Annotated in this window: 14 protein-coding genes and 1 tRNA gene; 12 read left to right on the forward strand and 3 right to left on the reverse strand. The window is 66.0% G+C overall.

Annotated elements, in window-relative coordinates:
- Window positions 1–804 (forward strand): CpsD/CapB family tyrosine-protein kinase, encoded by an 804-nt coding sequence (locus E8M84_RS08640; RefSeq protein ID WP_137110710.1) that lies wholly within the window; start codon window positions 1–3, stop codon window positions 802–804.
- 53 nt (window positions 805–857) lie between these two features.
- Here the strand turns inward: E8M84_RS08640 and E8M84_RS08645 are convergent.
- Window positions 858–932: transfer RNA gene (locus E8M84_RS08645), tRNA-Gly, on the reverse strand.
- A gap of 297 nt (window positions 933–1229) precedes the next feature.
- On the opposite strand from E8M84_RS08645, the gene E8M84_RS08650 reads away from it, so the two are divergent.
- On the forward strand, window positions 1230–1475 hold the full coding sequence (locus E8M84_RS08650) for an EF-hand domain-containing protein (protein ID WP_137110711.1): 246 nt from the start codon (window positions 1230–1232) through the stop codon (window positions 1473–1475).
- Window positions 1476–1638: 163 nt separating this feature from the next.
- Window positions 1639–1836 (forward strand): CsbD family protein, encoded by a 198-nt coding sequence (locus tag E8M84_RS08655; RefSeq protein WP_137110712.1) that lies wholly within the window; start codon window positions 1639–1641, stop codon window positions 1834–1836.
- Window positions 1837–1892: 56 nt separating this feature from the next.
- Here the strand turns inward: E8M84_RS08655 and E8M84_RS08660 are convergent, their stop codons facing one another.
- On the reverse strand, window positions 1893–2393 hold the full coding sequence (locus E8M84_RS08660) for a DUF2314 domain-containing protein (RefSeq protein WP_137110713.1): 501 nt from the start codon (window positions 2391–2393) through the stop codon (window positions 1893–1895).
- Complete coding sequence (gene pyc, locus E8M84_RS08665) at window positions 2390–5833, reverse strand: pyruvate carboxylase (RefSeq protein WP_137110714.1); 3444 nt, start codon at window positions 5831–5833, stop codon at window positions 2390–2392. Before pyc ends, E8M84_RS08660 begins: the two co-directional genes overlap by 4 nt.
- A gap of 199 nt (window positions 5834–6032) precedes the next feature.
- Here pyc and E8M84_RS08670 point away from each other — a divergent pair, with 199 nt between their 5' ends.
- The 9 genes from E8M84_RS08670 (at window position 6033) to E8M84_RS08710 (ending at window position 15206) form a co-directional block, all read left to right on the forward strand.
- A complete protein-coding gene (locus tag E8M84_RS08670; RefSeq protein ID WP_137110715.1) occupies window positions 6033–8405 on the forward strand; it encodes an ATP-dependent helicase in 2373 nt (790 codons plus the stop codon).
- A 172-nt stretch (window positions 8406–8577) separates the two neighbouring features.
- Window positions 8578–9216 carry a nucleoside/nucleotide kinase family protein gene (locus E8M84_RS08675; RefSeq protein ID WP_137110716.1) on the forward strand — a complete coding sequence of 213 codons (639 nt, stop codon included), beginning with the start codon at window positions 8578–8580 and terminating at the stop codon, window positions 9214–9216.
- 139 nt (window positions 9217–9355) lie between these two features.
- A complete protein-coding gene (gene ftsW, locus E8M84_RS08680) occupies window positions 9356–10519 on the forward strand; it encodes a putative lipid II flippase FtsW (RefSeq protein ID WP_137110717.1) in 1164 nt (387 codons plus the stop codon).
- Between the two features lie 94 nt (window positions 10520–10613).
- Window positions 10614–11708: a glycosyltransferase gene (locus tag E8M84_RS08685; RefSeq protein ID WP_137110718.1), complete on the forward strand. Its 1095-nt coding sequence runs from the start codon at window positions 10614–10616 to the stop codon at window positions 11706–11708.
- Complete coding sequence (murC, locus tag E8M84_RS08690) at window positions 11705–13114, forward strand: UDP-N-acetylmuramate--L-alanine ligase (protein ID WP_137110719.1); 1410 nt, start codon at window positions 11705–11707, stop codon at window positions 13112–13114. The genes E8M84_RS08685 and murC overlap by 4 nt, the downstream gene beginning before the upstream one ends.
- Window positions 13115–13142: 28 nt before the next feature.
- Window positions 13143–13421, forward strand: coding sequence for a DUF2484 family protein (locus E8M84_RS08695; protein ID WP_137110720.1), 279 nt, complete (start codon window positions 13143–13145; stop codon window positions 13419–13421).
- A 34-nt stretch (window positions 13422–13455) separates the two neighbouring features.
- Complete coding sequence (locus tag E8M84_RS08700) at window positions 13456–14667, forward strand: APC family permease (RefSeq protein ID WP_137110721.1); 1212 nt, start codon at window positions 13456–13458, stop codon at window positions 14665–14667.
- Window positions 14664–14936: a DUF2484 family protein gene (locus E8M84_RS08705; protein ID WP_137110722.1), complete on the forward strand. Its 273-nt coding sequence runs from the start codon at window positions 14664–14666 to the stop codon at window positions 14934–14936. The genes E8M84_RS08700 and E8M84_RS08705 overlap by 4 nt, the downstream gene beginning before the upstream one ends.
- A 6-nt stretch (window positions 14937–14942) precedes the next feature.
- On the forward strand, window positions 14943–15206 hold the full coding sequence (locus E8M84_RS08710; RefSeq protein WP_137110723.1) for a hypothetical protein: 264 nt from the start codon (window positions 14943–14945) through the stop codon (window positions 15204–15206).
- Window positions 15207–15242: the final 36 nt, after the last annotated feature.

Genomic DNA, 15242 nt, shown 5'->3' on the forward strand with positions numbered 1-15242 from the left:
ATGGAACGGATTCAATCGGCACTCGCGAAAGCCCGGGCGGCGCGTGACCGCAAGATGCAGGCATCGAAGCCCGGCGGGCAGTCGGCGGTCGAAAGCGGGCCGTGGTACGACCTTGCAGAGATCCCGCTGAACCCGAAGGTGCTGGAACGAAACCGCGTCGTTGCGATGCATCCGGGGCAGGCTGCGGCAAGCTTCGATCTGATGCGCACGAACCTGATCCGGGCGCTGCGCTCGAACGGGTGGAGCAGGGTGGCCATCACCTCGCCGACGCAGGGTTGCGGCAAGTCCACCGTTGCGCTGAACCTGGCCTTCAGCCTGGCGCGGATGGCCGATACCCGCGTGCTGCTGCTGGAACTGGACATGCGGCACCCGACGCTTCAGGGCATCCTGGGCCTGGAACCCAGCCAGAACTTTGCTGGCATGCTGGCCAGCGGCACGATCGACTACAGCCAGATTCGCCGGTTGGGGCCGAACCTTGCGGTCGGGTTGAACTCGAAACCCATGGACAGCCCGGCCGAGCTTCTGTCGGCCACCCGGACTGCCGACATGGTCGACGAGATCGAGGCCAAGCTGCAACCCGATGTCATCCTGTTCGACATGTCGCCAATGCTGTCCAACGACGATGCGATCTCGTTCCTGGACCAGGTGGACTGCGCGCTGATGGTCGCTGCGGCGGATGAGACTACCTCGACCGAGGTGGACAAGTGCGGCAAGGATCTGGGCAAGCGGACCCAGGTGCTGGGCGTGGTGCTGAACAAGTGCCGGTTCATGGAACAGGAAGAGCCGCACGCCTATCCGGAATAGACCGTCCAGAAATGGCAAAGGGCCCCGCGAGGGGGCCCCATGTCAGATCCAGATGGAGCGGGCGATGAGATTCGAACTCACGACCCTAACCTTGGCAAGGTTATGCTCTACCCCTGAGCTACGCCCGCACCGTCTGGATGACGGGGGATTTATAAAGTGGCGCGGATGGCTGCAAGAGGGAAAGTGCATGCAGGCGCAAAATTCTCGCACATTCGGCGGTGGGGGCGGCCGCTATGGTCCGCCAGCATGATGCAGGCGCGGCGTCAATGGCCTTTGCGGGTGCAGTAAAATCGGTGTGAGGCCTTTGCAACCTGACCGAGAATCGGCTTGGATTCGGAAATGTTTTGAATAGGTTGCGCCGCGAAGGCACAGTCGCCTTCTTGCGTGGCGGCGCTTTCTGCGCTGCCGCAAACTGGAGAAAGACAATGACCAAATTCGCTCTCGTTCTGGCCGCAACGGCCCTGACCGCCACCACTGCGTTCGCGCAGGACGCTGCCGCCCCGGTCGTCGCTGACGCCGACGCCAACGGCACCTTCTCGCTGGCAGAAGTGCAGGCTGCTTACGCTTCGGTCACCGAAGAGGCCTTCAAGGCCGCCGACACCGACGCGTCGGGCGAGCTGTCGCCGGAAGAACTGCAGGCCGCCGTGGACGCAGGCGCTTTCGCGGTCTGATTTCGGCAGCAAGGATATGGGGGGCCGTCCTTCGGGGCGGCCCTTTTTGTTTGGACGGTGACCCGTCGATCAGCAAGTCCGTGTGGAACCCGTGTGCGATTGCGGCGTTGTGTCGTCATGAAGGCCGCGACACCCCGCGCGGCCAGTGACGAGGAGAAATCCAATGAACCAGGACCAGATTGCCGGCAAGTGGAAGCAGCTGAAAGGCGAAGCGAAGATCCTGTGGGGCAAGCTGACCGATGACGAGCTTGACCAGGCCGAGGGCCAGAAGGACAAGCTCGCCGGGCTGATCCAGGAGCGGTACGGCCGCACCAAGGAAGAGGCCGAGACCGAAGTGAAGCGGTTTTTCGACCGCGTGTGATGCGGTCAATGTGTGGAAGGGGGCGCCGTCTGGCGCCCCTTTTCATGTGCAGCAGGTCATTTCCACTGGGGCGGGACCGGATCGGGTTCGAAGATCTGGTCGAAGGGCGTGTCGCCAAAGGCTCCTGCCTCGTACATCACGCGTGAGGTGTAGCTGCCCCAGTAGCGCCCGGATGGTGCGTCGTAATGCCAGTCCGAGATCATTTCTTCCGTGAAGTCGACCCGGTCGCCCACCTGCAGCGCGCCCAGATTCACGGGCTCGTTGGCCAGAAGCCCAGCCAAGCTGCCATCCGGCAGGCGGGCGAAGGGCGTGACCCAGATGTGCTCGGACTCGGTATCGCTCCCCTCGACGGTCGGAAGTTCGACCTTGATGACCGCGCCAGCAATCGAGTTGCCGTCCCGGTCCAGCGCATTGGCAAGGAACAGGGGCAGGGTCGATCGCGCCTCGGCGATGGCGGCCAGCATCTGGGCGTCGGAGTCGCTGTAATTGACTGTCGGGTCCTGTGCGAACACGGGCCCGGACAGACAAAGGATCAGCGCCGCAGCGCGGGCTATCATGCCTCGAATTCCACCAGCAGGTCCTTGGCCTCGATCTGGCTGCCCGGGTGGACGTGGATGGCTTTCACGGTGGCCTCGCGGTCGGCGTGGAGGCCCGTCTCCATCTTCATCGCTTCGATGTTGAGAAGGAGGTCGCCCGCCCGGACTTTCTGGCCCACCGTTATCGCGATGGAGGCGACAGCCCCCGGCATCGGCGCACCGATATGGGCGGGGTTGCCGTCCTGCGCCTTGGGCTTCGCTGCCGTCTTGGCCTTGATCGCCCGGTTCGGCACGCGGATCACCCGGGGTTGGCCGTTCAGTTCGAAGAAGACCTTGACCTCGCCATCCTCGGTCGTCTCGCCAACCGCCTGCAGCCGGATTTCCAGCGTCTTGCCGGGGTCGATTTCCAGCGAAATCTCGTCACCCGGCTGCATCCCGTAGAAGAAGACCGGCGTCGGCAGGGTGCGGACGGGGCCATAGGTCTTGTGGCGGCCCATGTAGTCGAGGAAGACCTTGGGATACATGAGGTAGCCATTCAGATCCTCGTCATCGACGGTGATCCCGTTCATCTCCTCGGAGACTTTCTTGCGCACTGCTTCCAGGTCCACCGGGGGCAGGGTCTTGCCCGGGCGTTCGGTCAGCGGAGCTTCGCCCTTCAGGACCTTCTTCAGGATACCCTGCGGCCAGCCGCCATGCGGTTGCCCGAGGTTGCCCTTCAGCATATCCACGACTGAGTCCGGGAAAGCCACGTCGACGTTGGGGTCCTCGACCTGCGCGCGGGTCAGGCCTTGCGCCACCATCATCAGCGCCATGTCGCCCACGACCTTGGAGGACGGGGTGACCTTCACGATATCGCCGAACATCTGGTTCGCATCGGCATAGGCCTGCGCGACCTCGTGCCAGCGTTCCTCAAGCCCCAGGGAGCGCGCCTGGGCCTTGAGGTTGGTGAACTGCCCGCCGGGCATTTCGTGCAGGTAGACTTCGGAGGCCGGGGCCTGCAGGCCGGATTCAAAGGCCGCGTACTGCTTGCGGACGGCTTCCCAGTAGTCGGAAATCTGCCGGACCGCCGCGATGTCGAGGCCGGTGTCGCGGTCGGTGTTCCGCAGCGCCTCGACGATGGAGCCAAGGCAGGGCTGCGACGTGCCTCCTGAGAACGCATCCATCGCCGCGTCCACGGCATCCACGCCCGCGTCACAGGCCGCAAGGATCGTCGCCGCCCCTGCTCCGCTGGTGTCATGGGTGTGGAAGTGGACCGGAAGGCCGATCTCCTGCTTCAGCGCCTTGATGAGGACGCGGGCCGAGGCGGGTTTCATCAGGCCGGCCATGTCCTTCAGGCCCAAGACATGCGCGCCAGCCGACTTCAGCTCCTTCGCGCGGTCGAGGTAGTATTTCAGGTCGTACTTCGACCGGGCCGGGTCCAGAAGGTCGCCGGTATAGCAGATCGTGCCTTCGCAGACCTTGTTCGCCTCGAGCACCGCGTCCATCGCGACGCGCATGTTCTCGACCCAATTCAGGCTGTCGAAGACGCGGAACACGTCGACGCCGGTCTTGGCGGCCTGCAGCACAAAGCTGCGCACCACGTTGTCGGGGTAGTTGGTGTAGCCCACCCCGTTCGAGGCCCGCAGCAGCATCTGCGTCATCAGGTTCGGCATCGCGGCCCGCAGGTCGCGGAGGCGCTGCCAGGGGCATTCCTGCAGGAAGCGGTAGGCCACGTCGAAGGTGGCCCCGCCCCAGCATTCGACACTGAAAAGCTGCGGCAGGTTCGCGGCATAGGCGGGCGCGACCTTGATCATGTCGATCGACCGCATCCGGGTCGCCAGAAGCGACTGGTGCCCGTCCCGCATCGTGGTGTCGGTCAGAAGGACCTTCTGCTGTTCCTTCATCCAGTTGGCGACGGCCTGCGGGCCCTTCTGCTCCAGAAGGTTGCGCGTCCCCATCGCGGGATCGGCCTTCAGCGCGGGCGGTTTCGGGGGCTTGGCCTCGGCCGGGGGTTTCGGGCGGCCTGCGGTCTCCGGATGGCCGTTCACGGTGATGTCGGCGATGTAGAGGAGGATCTTCGTCGCCCGGTCGCGCCGCTTCTTGAAGGCGAAGAGCTCGGGCGTCGTGTCGATGAACTTGGTCGTGTAGGTGTCGTTCAGGAAGGTCTTGTGTTTCAACAGGTTGATGACGAACTCGATGTTCGTGGCAACCCCACGGATCCGGAATTCGCGCAGCGCGCGGTCCATCCGCGCAATCGCCTTCTCCGGCGTCTGGGCATGGGCGGTGACCTTCACCAGAAGCGAGTCGTAGTAGCGGGTGATGACCGAGCCAGCATAGGCCGTGCCGCCGTCGAGGCGGATGCCGTTCCCGGTGGCCGAGCGATAGGCGGTCAGGCGGCCATAGTCCGGGATGAAGTTGTTCAGCGGGTCTTCCGTCGTTACGCGGCACTGCAGGGCATGGCCGTTCAGCTTGACGTCGGCCTGGGAGGCCACGCCCGTCGCCTCGGGCAGGGACTTGCCTTCCTCGATCAGGATCTGGGCCTGGACGATGTCGATGCCGGTCACTTCCTCGGTGACCGTATGCTCGACCTGGACGCGGGGGTTCACCTCGATGAAGTAGAACTTGCCCGTCTCCATATCCATCAGGAATTCGACAGTGCCCGCGCATTCGTAGTTCACGTGGGAACAGATGCGCTTGGCCATCTCGCAGACTTCCTCGCGCTGCGCTTGCGTGAGGTAGGGGGCAGGGGCGCGCTCGACGACCTTCTGGTTCCGGCGCTGGACGGTGCAGTCGCGTTCCCAGAGGTGCCAGCAGTTGCCCTGCTTGTCGCCCAGGATCTGCACCTCGACGTGGCGGGCGCGGGTGATCATCTTTTCGAGGTAGCCCTCGCCGTTCCCGAAGGCCGCTTCCGCCTCGCGACGGCCCTCCCGGACCTTGGCCTCCAACTCGTCCTCGCTCAGGATCGGCCGCATGCCCCGACCGCCGCCACCCCAGGAGGCCTTGAGCATCAGCGGGTAGCCCACTTCCTTGGCTTGTTTCTTGATAAGCGCCATGTCGTCGCCCAGCACTTCGGTCGCCGGGATGACGGGGACGCCGGCCTCCATCGCCACGCGGCGGGCAGAGGCCTTGTCGCCAAGCGCACGCATGGTGTCGGCCTGCGGGCCAATGAAGGTGATCCCGGCTTGGTCGCAGGCATCGACGAAATCGGGGTTTTCCGACAGAAGTCCGTAGCCCGGGTGGATCGCATCTGCGCCTGCCATCCGTGCGACCCGGATGATCTCGGGGATCGACAGGTAGGCGCCCACCGGCGAAAGGCCCTCGCCGATCCGGTAGGCCTCGTCCGCCTTGAAGCGGTGGAGGGAGAGCTTGTCTTCCTCGGCATAGACCGCGACGGTCTTCTTGCCCATCTCGTTGGCGGCCCGCATGACGCGGATGGCGATCTCGCCCCGGTTGGCGACAAGGATCTTCTTGAACTCGGGCATTCGGGCCTCCCCCAAGGCTGGACGCGAGGACATTAGAGGTGCTGCGATGCAGCGCAAGGGGATTTGGCGTCCTTTTCCCACTGTTTTGCGACAGGGTGGGGGAGTGTGGTGTTAGCGCAAACATTGCGTGGTCGGTGGGCCTGAACAATCGGTGAACGCGGGACTTTCCCCCGCGCGCGATGCGGGTATACTGTCGCGCATGACAGCTTGGGATGAAGAACAGGCCTTCGAGGCCGCCGCCGCGCCCGTGCCCCTGTCGCAGCGCGCGATGGCGGCGCGGCCGATGCCCTATCTCGACGACCTGAACCCGGCGCAGCGCGCGGCGGTGGAGGCGCTGGACGGTCCGGTCCTGATGCTGGCGGGGGCGGGGACGGGGAAGACCAAGGCGCTGACCTCTCGCATCGTGCATCTGCTGCACCAGCGCCGGGCGCGCCCGAACGAGATCCTGGCGGTGACCTTCACCAACAAGGCCGCGCGCGAGATGAAGGAGCGCGTGGGTCGGCTGCTGGGCGAGGTGGCCGAGGGAATGCCCTGGATGGGCACCTTCCACTCGCTAAGCGTGAAGATCCTGCGGCGGCATGCCGAGCTGGTGGGGCTGAAGCCGAACTTCACGATCCTGGACACGGATGATCAGTTGCGGTTGCTGAAGCAGCTGGTCCTGGCCGCGAACATCGATGAAAAGCGCTGGCCGGCGCGGATGCTGGCCGGGTTGATCGACGGTTGGAAGAACCGCGCCTGGCTGCCAGAGAAGGTGCCGTCCTCGGAAGCCGGGGCCTACAACAACCGGGGGACCGAGCTTTACGCGGCCTATCAGGACCGGCTGAAGACCCTGAACGCGGTGGATTTCGGCGACCTGCTCCTCCATTGCGTGACGATCTTCCAGACGCACCAGGACGTGCTGGAGCAATACCAGCGCTGGTTCCGCTATATCCTTGTCGACGAATACCAGGATACCAACGTGGCCCAGTACCTGTGGCTGCGGCTCCTCGCCCAGGCGCACCGGAACATCTGCTGCGTGGGCGACGACGACCAGTCGATCTACGGCTGGCGCGGCGCCGAAGTCGGCAACATCCTGCGGTTCGAGAAGGATTTTCCGGGCGCGCAGGTGATCCGGCTGGAGCAGAACTATCGCTCGACCGGGCATATCCTTGGGGCCGCTTCGGGAATCATCGCCAAGAACGCCGGACGGCTGGGCAAGACGCTGTGGACCGCCGGGGCCTTGGGCGAGAAGGTCCGCCTGATCGGCCACTGGGACGGCGAGGAAGAGGCGCGCTGGATCGGGGAAGAGATCGAGGCGATCCAGCGGGGCACCCGGGGCCGCGATCCGGTGGACCTGAACCATCAGGCGATCCTCGTGCGGGCCAGCCACCAGATGCGGGCCTTCGAGGACCGGTTCCTGACCATCGGCCTGCCCTACCGTGTCATAGGCGGGCCCCGGTTCTACGAACGACAGGAAATCCGCGATGCGATGGCCTACTTCCGGCTCGCGGTGTCCCCCGACGATGATTTGGCCTTTGAACGTGTGGTGAACCTGCCGAAGCGGGGCCTTGGTGACACCGCGCAGTCGAAGATCAACGTGCTCGCGCGGGGGGCGGGGGTCTCCCTCCTCGACGGCGCGCGGGAGGCCTTGGCGAGGGGGGTAATCCCGGGGAAGGGGGCCTCGCAGCTCCGCGCCTTCGTCGACGGCGTCGACCGCTGGCATCTGGCGACGCTGCACCCGGAATACGACCACATCCGTCTGGCCGAAACGATCCTGGATGAGACCGGCTACACCGAGATGTGGCAGAACGACAAGACGCCGGAGGCTCCGGGGCGGCTCGACAACCTCAAGGAACTGATCAAGGCGCTGGAGCAGTTCGACAACCTGCAGGGGTTCTTGGAGCACGTCAGCCTCATCATGGACAACGAGACGGAGGGGGCGGAGGAAAAGGTCACCATCATGACCCTCCACGCCGCCAAGGGGCTGGAGTTTCCGGTCATGTTCCTGCCGGGGTGGGAGGATGGGCTTTTCCCCAGCCAGCGCAGCATGGATGAAAGCGGGCTGAAGGGGTTGGAGGAGGAGCGGCGGCTCGCCTACGTCGGGATCACGCGGGCTGAGGAGGTCTGCACGATCAGTTTCGCCTCGAACCGCCGGGTCTACGGGCAGTGGCAGTCGCAGTTGCCCTCCCGCTTCATCGACGAACTGCCGGGGGAGCATGTCGAGGTGCTGACGGCGCCGGGCCTTTATGGCGGGGGCTTCGGCGCGGCGGCATCGGTGGGGTTCGGGTCGAGCCTGGAGGAACGGGTTTCCAAGGCCGACGTCTACAACTCGCCCGGCTGGCGGCGGCTGCAGGAGAACTCGGGCGCCCGGTCCATGCGGCAGCCGCAGGAGGCGCGGCATGTGGTGATCGATCTGGAGGCGGCCTCGCCCTATGTGATCGGGGACCGGGTCTTCCACCAGAAGTTCGGCTATGGCGAGATCATGGGGATCGAGGGCGACAAGCTGGACGTTGAGTTCGACCACGCCGGGGCGAAAAAGGTCGTCGCGCGCTGGGTGATCCCGGCGGATCAGGTGGATGACGTGCCGTTCTAGGGTGATGTGTCCACGGTGGACAAACTCTGGGACTCTTTTGATTTCAATGACTTGGGATTTCCTGTTAGGGGTTTCTTAACACCTGCCCGCGGGCGCCGGAAAAGCCGATGAGGGTCTTGCGCTGCAGCCGGAAGGGGCGGCATGGTGAGGCAGTGACCGGGAGGATTGCAACATGGCGGAAGCAGCCGACCTGACGCGGATTGCCGACATTCTGGAAGCACGTGCTGCCGATGGTGCCCGGGTCATTGCGGCCATTGCGGGGGCTCCCGGGTCGGGGAAGTCGACGCTGGCGGAGAAGCTGGTGGGGAAGCTGAACGCGCGGCAACCGGGGTTGGCGGCGGTCTTGCCGATGGACGGGTACCATTATGATGACCTGTACCTGGTGCCGGCGGGGCTGCGGCCCCGGAAGGGCGCTCCGATGACCTTCGATGTGGGGGGGCTGTTCCACACCCTGAAGCGGCTGCGGGCGCGGGATGAGGCGGAGGTGGCTGTCCCCGTCTTCGACCGCAAGATCGAGATCGCGCGGGCGGGGGCAAGGTTGATCCCGCGGGAGACCCCGGTGATCGTGGTGGAGGGGAACTGGCTTTTGCTCAAACAGGCGCCGTGGGACCGGCTGCGGCCGATGTTTGATGTCACGGTGATGGTCGATGTGCCTGAGCATGTGCTGCGCGCACGTTTGCGCGGGCGGTGGGAGCGGTTGGGGTTATCCGAGGCCGAGATCATTGAAAAACTGGAAGAAAACGACCTGCCGAATGGACGCTGGGTCCGGGATGGGTCCATCGCGGCGGAGTTTGTAGTCCGCAACAGCTAGGCCGAGCGAGGGCCGAAAATCCGCGGGTCAAGCCCTGCATTCCTGCTGGCCACGCGACGGATTTGGCGCTAGTCTGACGCTCAAGACCCGGGGGACACACCTGGGCTTATAGGCAGAGCAGACGGACAGGCGGTTTTCCATGACTGAAATGGTCTATGGCTCGAATCCCGTGCGGGTATCGGAGCCGGTCATCCCCAAGTGGTGGCGCACGATCGACAAGTGGACGCTGACCTGCGTGTTCGTCCTGTTCGGGATCGGGCTTCTGCTGGGGCTGGCGGCGAGTGTGCCGCTGGCGACGCGCAACGGGCTGGAGCCGTTCTATTACGTGCAGCGGCAGGCCTTTTTCGGCGGGGTGGCGCTGGTGGTGATGCTGGGGGTGTCGATGATGCCGCCGGACATGGTGCGCCGGCTGGGGGTCATGGGATTTGCGGTGTCGATGCTGGCGCTGATGCTGTTGCCGATCTTCGGGACGGATTTCGGCAAGGGCGCGGTGCGGTGGTTTTCTTTCGGGTTCGCGTCGGTACAGCCGTCGGAGTTCCTGAAGCCGGGGTTCGTCGTCGTTGTGGCCTGGCTGATCGCGGCGTCACAGGACCTAGCCGGGCCGCCGGGCAAGACGATTTCCTTCGCGCTGACGCTGGTGGTGGTGGGGTTCCTGGCGATGCAGCCGGACTTCGGCCAGTCGGCGCTGATCCTGTTCGCCTGGGGCGTGGTCTATTTCGTCGGCGGTGCGCCGATGCTGCTGATCGGTGTCGTGGGGGGGATCGTCGCGGCGAGCGGGCTGGTGTTCTATGAGAGCAGCGAGCACTTCGCGCGGCGGATCGACGGGTTCCTGTCGCCGGATGTCGACCCGCGGACTCAGCTGGGATACGCGGCGAACGCGATCCAGGAGGGCGGGTTCTTCGGGGTGGGCGTGGGCGAGGGGCAGGTGAAGTGGTCGCTGCCGGACGCACATACCGACTTCATCATCGCTGTGGCGGCCGAGGAATACGGGCTGATCCTCGTTCTGTTCATCCTAGCCTTGTACGGGGTCATCGTGGTGCGGTCGCTGTGGCGGCTGCTGCAGGAGCGGGACCCGTTCGCGAGGCTGGCTGGGGCGGGGATGGCCTGCATCTTCGGCGTCCAGGCGATGATCAACATGGGGGTTGCGGTGCGGCTCTTGCCGGCCAAGGGGATGACGCTGCCCTTCGTGTCTTATGGCGGGTCGTCGGTTATTGCCGCAGGGATCACGCTGGGGATGCTGCTGGCTTTGACGCGGGAACGCCCGCGCGGGCAGATGAGCGACGTCTTCCGGCGGGGACGCTGATGATGGGCGGCGTCTCTTCGGGGCTTCCCCCTCACCCCGGCCCTCTCCCCCGGGGGGAGAGGGAGTCGCGGTGCGCAGCCGGGGGTCCAGGGATATGAGCGGCAAGCTTCTCCTCATCGCGGCGGGGGGCACGGGGGGGCACATGTTCCCGGCGCAGGCTCTGGCTGAGGCGATGCTGGCGCGGGGCTGGCGGGTGAAGCTGTCCACCGACGACCGCGGGGCGCGCTATGCCGGGGGGTTCCCGAAAGAGGTGCGGATCGAGCAGGTGGCGAGTGCGACCTTTGCGCGGGGTGGGGCGGCGGCCAAGCTGATGGTTCCGTTCCGCATTCTGGGCGGGGTCATGGGCGCGATCTGGTCGCAGTTGCGCGACAAGCCTGCTGTCGTGGTGGGGTTCGGCGGCTATCCCTCGATCCCGGCCTTGTCTGCGGCCTGGGTCTTGCGGCGGCCGCGGATGATCCATGAGCAGAACGGGGTGCTGGGTCGGGTGAACCAGATCTTCGCGCGGCGGGTGGACAAGGTGGCTTGCGGCACCTGGCCAACGGCCTTGCCTGCGGGTGTGACCGGGGAAGCCACCGGCAACCCGGTGCGGCAGGCGGTGCTGGACCGGGCTTCGGCGCCGTATATTCCTCCGGGCGATTATCCGATGGCGCTGGTGGTGATCGGTGGCAGTCAGGGCGCGCGCATCCTGTCGGACGTGGTGCCTGCGGCGGTGGCGCTTTTGCCCGAGGGGTTGCGGGCGAACCTGCGGGTGGAGCATCAGGCGCGGAACGAGGATGCCGCCCGCGCAGAGGCGGCTTATGCCGAGGCGGAGGTCCGGGCCGAGATCGCGCCGTTCTTCCCCGACATTCCGCGCAGGTTGTCGGAGGCTCAGCTGGTTATCAGCCGTTCGGGCGCGTCGTCGGTGGCGGACATTTCCGTGATCGGGCGCCCGGCGATCCTGATCCCCTATGCGGCGGCGACGGGGGACCACCAGACGGCCAACGCCAAGGGACTATCTGACGCAGCGGCGGCGATCGTGGTGCAGGAGAAGGCGCTTGACGCGAGGACCCTTGCGGGCCACATCGCCGCGATCCTGCAGGACCCGCACCGCGCCGAGACGATGGCCCGCGCGGCCCTGGGTGAGGGCAAGCCGGACGCGACAGCGCGGCTGGTGGCATTGGTCGAAGAGTTGGGCGGAGACGCATCATGAACGCAGCGACGAAACTTCCTCTGGAACTGGGGCCGATCCATTTCGTGGGGATTGGTGGCATCGGGATGAGCGGTATCGCCGAAGTGCTGATCACGCTGGGCTACCGGGTGCAGGGGTCGGATGCGAAGGCATCCAAGATCACCGACCGGCTGGTCAAGCTGGGGGCGACGTTCTTCGAGGGCCAGAAGGCGGAGAACATCGGGGACGGCGTGTCGGTCGTCGTGATCTCCTCCGCGATCAAGAAGGGCAACCCCGAGCTGGAGGAAGCGCGGCGGCGGAAGCTGCCGGTGGTGCGTCGCGCCGAGATGCTGGCCGAACTGATGCGGCTGCGGTCGAACATCGCCATCGCCGGGACCCATGGCAAGACCACGACGACGACGATGGTGGCGACTTTGCTCGACAAGGGCGGGTTTGACCCGACGGTCATCAACGGGGGCGTGATCCATGCCTACGGCTCGAATGCGCGCGCCGGGGCGGGGGAGTGGATGGTGGTGGAGGCCGACGAGTCGGATGGCTCGTTCAACCGCCTGCCGGCGACCATCGCCATCGTGACGAATATCGACCCGGAACATATGGAGCATTGGCATACGTTCGACGCGCTGCGGAAGGGGTTCCTGGATTTCGTGTCGAACATCCCGTTCTACGGGCTGGCGGTGTGCTGCACCGATCATCCCGAAGTGCAGACGCTGGTCGGGCGGGTGACGGATCGTCGGGTGGTGACCTTCGGTTTCAACGCGCAGGCCGATGTGCGGGCGGTGAACCTGACCTATGATAACGGCGTGGCGCATTTCGACATCGCCTTGCAGTCCGAGGGGCAGGTGATCGAGGGCTGCACCTTGCCGATGCCGGGGGATCACAACGTGTCGAACGCCCTGGCGGCGGTGGCAGTGGCGCGGCATCTGGGGATGAAGCGCGACGAGATCCGCGAGGCGCTGGCCGGGTTTGCGGGCGTGAACCGTCGCTTTACCAAGGTGGCCGAGGTGAACGGGGTCACGATCATCGACGATTACGGGCATCACCCGGTGGAGATCGCCGCGGTGCTGAAGGCCGCGCGGCAGGCGACCAAGGGGCGGATCATCGCGGTGCACCAGCCGCACCGCTATACCCGGCTGTCGAGCCTCTTCGAGGAGTTCTGCACCTGCTTCAACGAAGCCGATGTGGTGGCCATCGCCGATGTCTATTCCGCCGGTGAGGACCCGATCCCGGGCGCGTCGCGCGATGATCTGGTGGCGGGGCTGATCGCCCACGGCCATCGCCATGCCCGCGCGCTGCTGGACGAGGCCGATCTGGCACGGCTGGTCAAGGAACAGGCGCGGCCGGGGGACATGGTGGTGTGCCTTGGGGCGGGGACGATCAGTGCCTGGGCGAATGCGCTGCCGGCCAAGCTGATGGGGGCTGCGGCATGACCCGACGCGCCGGTCAGGGCAGGGCTGCATGATCTGGGGCTATATCTCGCCCCTGTTCTTCGGCTGCCTCTGGATCCTGGTGGCGGCGGTGGTCGCGATGCTGCCGATGAAGCGGCAGATGGCGCCGGGGCTGGCGCTCTTGATCCTTGCCCCGTTCCTGCTGGTCTGGATCGGCTGGGTGCATGGCTGGGTCTGGGTCGTGGTGGGGACGCTGGCCTTTGTGTCGATGTTCCGCAATCCGTTGATCTACTTCGTCCGTCGCGCCTTGGGAAAACCCGCCCCGCTGCCGAAGGATCTGGAGAAATGACGCGGCAGGTCGCGGGCCTTGCTGGACCGGGCAGATGGCTGACACGCTGAAGCGACGCCTTGGACTTGGCCTGCTGACCGCCTACGGCGTGGGCGTGATGGTCGGTGCCGGGATCTATGTCCTGGTGGGGACCGTGGTCGGCCATGCCGGGATCTGGGCCCCGCTGGCCTTTGTCCTGGCCGGGCTTGTGGCGCTGTTCTCGGCCCTGTCCTATGCCGAATTCGCAACGCGGCTGCCCGAGGCGGCGGGGCAGGCCGCCTATATCGAGCGCGGCTTTTCTTCGCGCGGTCTGGGTATCCTGGCCGGTTTGGCCATCGCGCTGACCGGGGTGATTTCGGCGGCGGCAGTCCTGCGGGGCGGGGTCGGCTATCTGATGGCGTTCGTGGACCTGCCGGAAGCCTGGCTGATCGCCGGGATCGGGCTGGCCCTGACCGTGGTCGCGCTGGTCGGGGTGCTGGAAAGCCTGGCCCTGATCGCCATCCTGACCGTGGTCGAGGTGTCGGGGCTTCTCGCCGTTGTGGCGGCTGGGTTCCTTGCGCCCGCGGGGCCGGACTGGACGGGTCTGGGTGATCTGCCCGAGCCGCCCCTGGCCGGGATTGCAGCGGCGATTTCGCTGTCGGTCTTTGCCTTTATCGGCTTCGAGGACCTGACGAACATGGCGGAAGAGGCGAGGGAGCCGGAGCGGGTGCTGCCGAAGGCGATCCTTCTGGCGCTCGCCGTCACCGCGGCTTTGTATATTCTGGTCAGCCTTGCGGCAGTCCGTGTGGCGCCGCATGCCGATCTGCGGCAGAGCGAACAGCCGGTGGCGCTGATCTGGGAGCGGGCGACGGGCGGGTCCGCGGCGTTCCTTTCGGCCATCGCGGTCGCTGCGGCCTTGAACGGGGTTCTTGCGCAGATCGTGATGGCGTCGCGGGTCTTGTTCGGCCTTGGCCGGAAGACGCAGGCCCTTGCCGCCCTGGCGCAATCGCATCACCGCTTTGGCACTCCGGTCCGGGCGACGCTGCTGGTTGGCGCGGCTGTCCTGGGTGCTGCGCTGGCCCTGCCGGTCGAGACGCTGGCCGAGGCGACGGCGATTATCCTGCTGGCGGTCTTCGTCCTGGTCAACGCTGCGCTGATCCGGCTGCACCGGCGTGAGCCCGAGGCGATTTTTCGCGTGGCGGCCTGGGTGCCCTGGGCAGGCCTTTTCACCGCGCTGTCGGCGCTTGGCGCGGCGCTGTTCGCCGTCCTTTCGGGAGAGACCGCATGATTGGCAATCTTGGCGCCGACCCGGATTACTGGCCGCTGGTCCTGTGTTTGGTCTGGCTGATCGCGGCCAATGTGATCGCGATGTTCCCCTCGCGCGACAAGCACTGGCGGGCGGCCTATGTGCTGATTGCGGTGGGCGTGCCGCTTCTGGGCTGGGCGACCTATGTCTCGGGTCCGGTGGTAGGGCTTCTGCTTCTGGCGGCGGGGGCCTCGATCCTGCGCTGGCCGGTGATTTTCCTGTGGCGCTGGCTGCGCCGCCAGATCGGGTAGGGTGTGATGAACGGGACGCTTTGGGCGATTGCGGGGGCGGTGGTGATCCTGGCCGGGGTCGTGTCCTATTTCGTGACCCGGCGCTATGGCTGGGGCGCGGCGGTGATCCTGCCGGTGGTTGCGCTGGCGGCGATGATCGGGATGACCTGGCAGGACTCTGGGCTGGACTTGGCCGGGGGCATCGACCTGATGCGAGAGTCGCTGGTCTTTGCGGCCCCCGTCTTCGGCGGGGTGCTGGTCGGCATTCTGGTGGCCCGGCGGCGGGCCTGAGGTCTTGCAGAGGCGCGGAAAGCGCCGCAGAAGACG

Source organism: Rhodobacter sp. SY28-1 (assembly GCF_005222785.1).
GTDB lineage: Bacteria > Pseudomonadota > Alphaproteobacteria > Rhodobacterales > Rhodobacteraceae > Tabrizicola.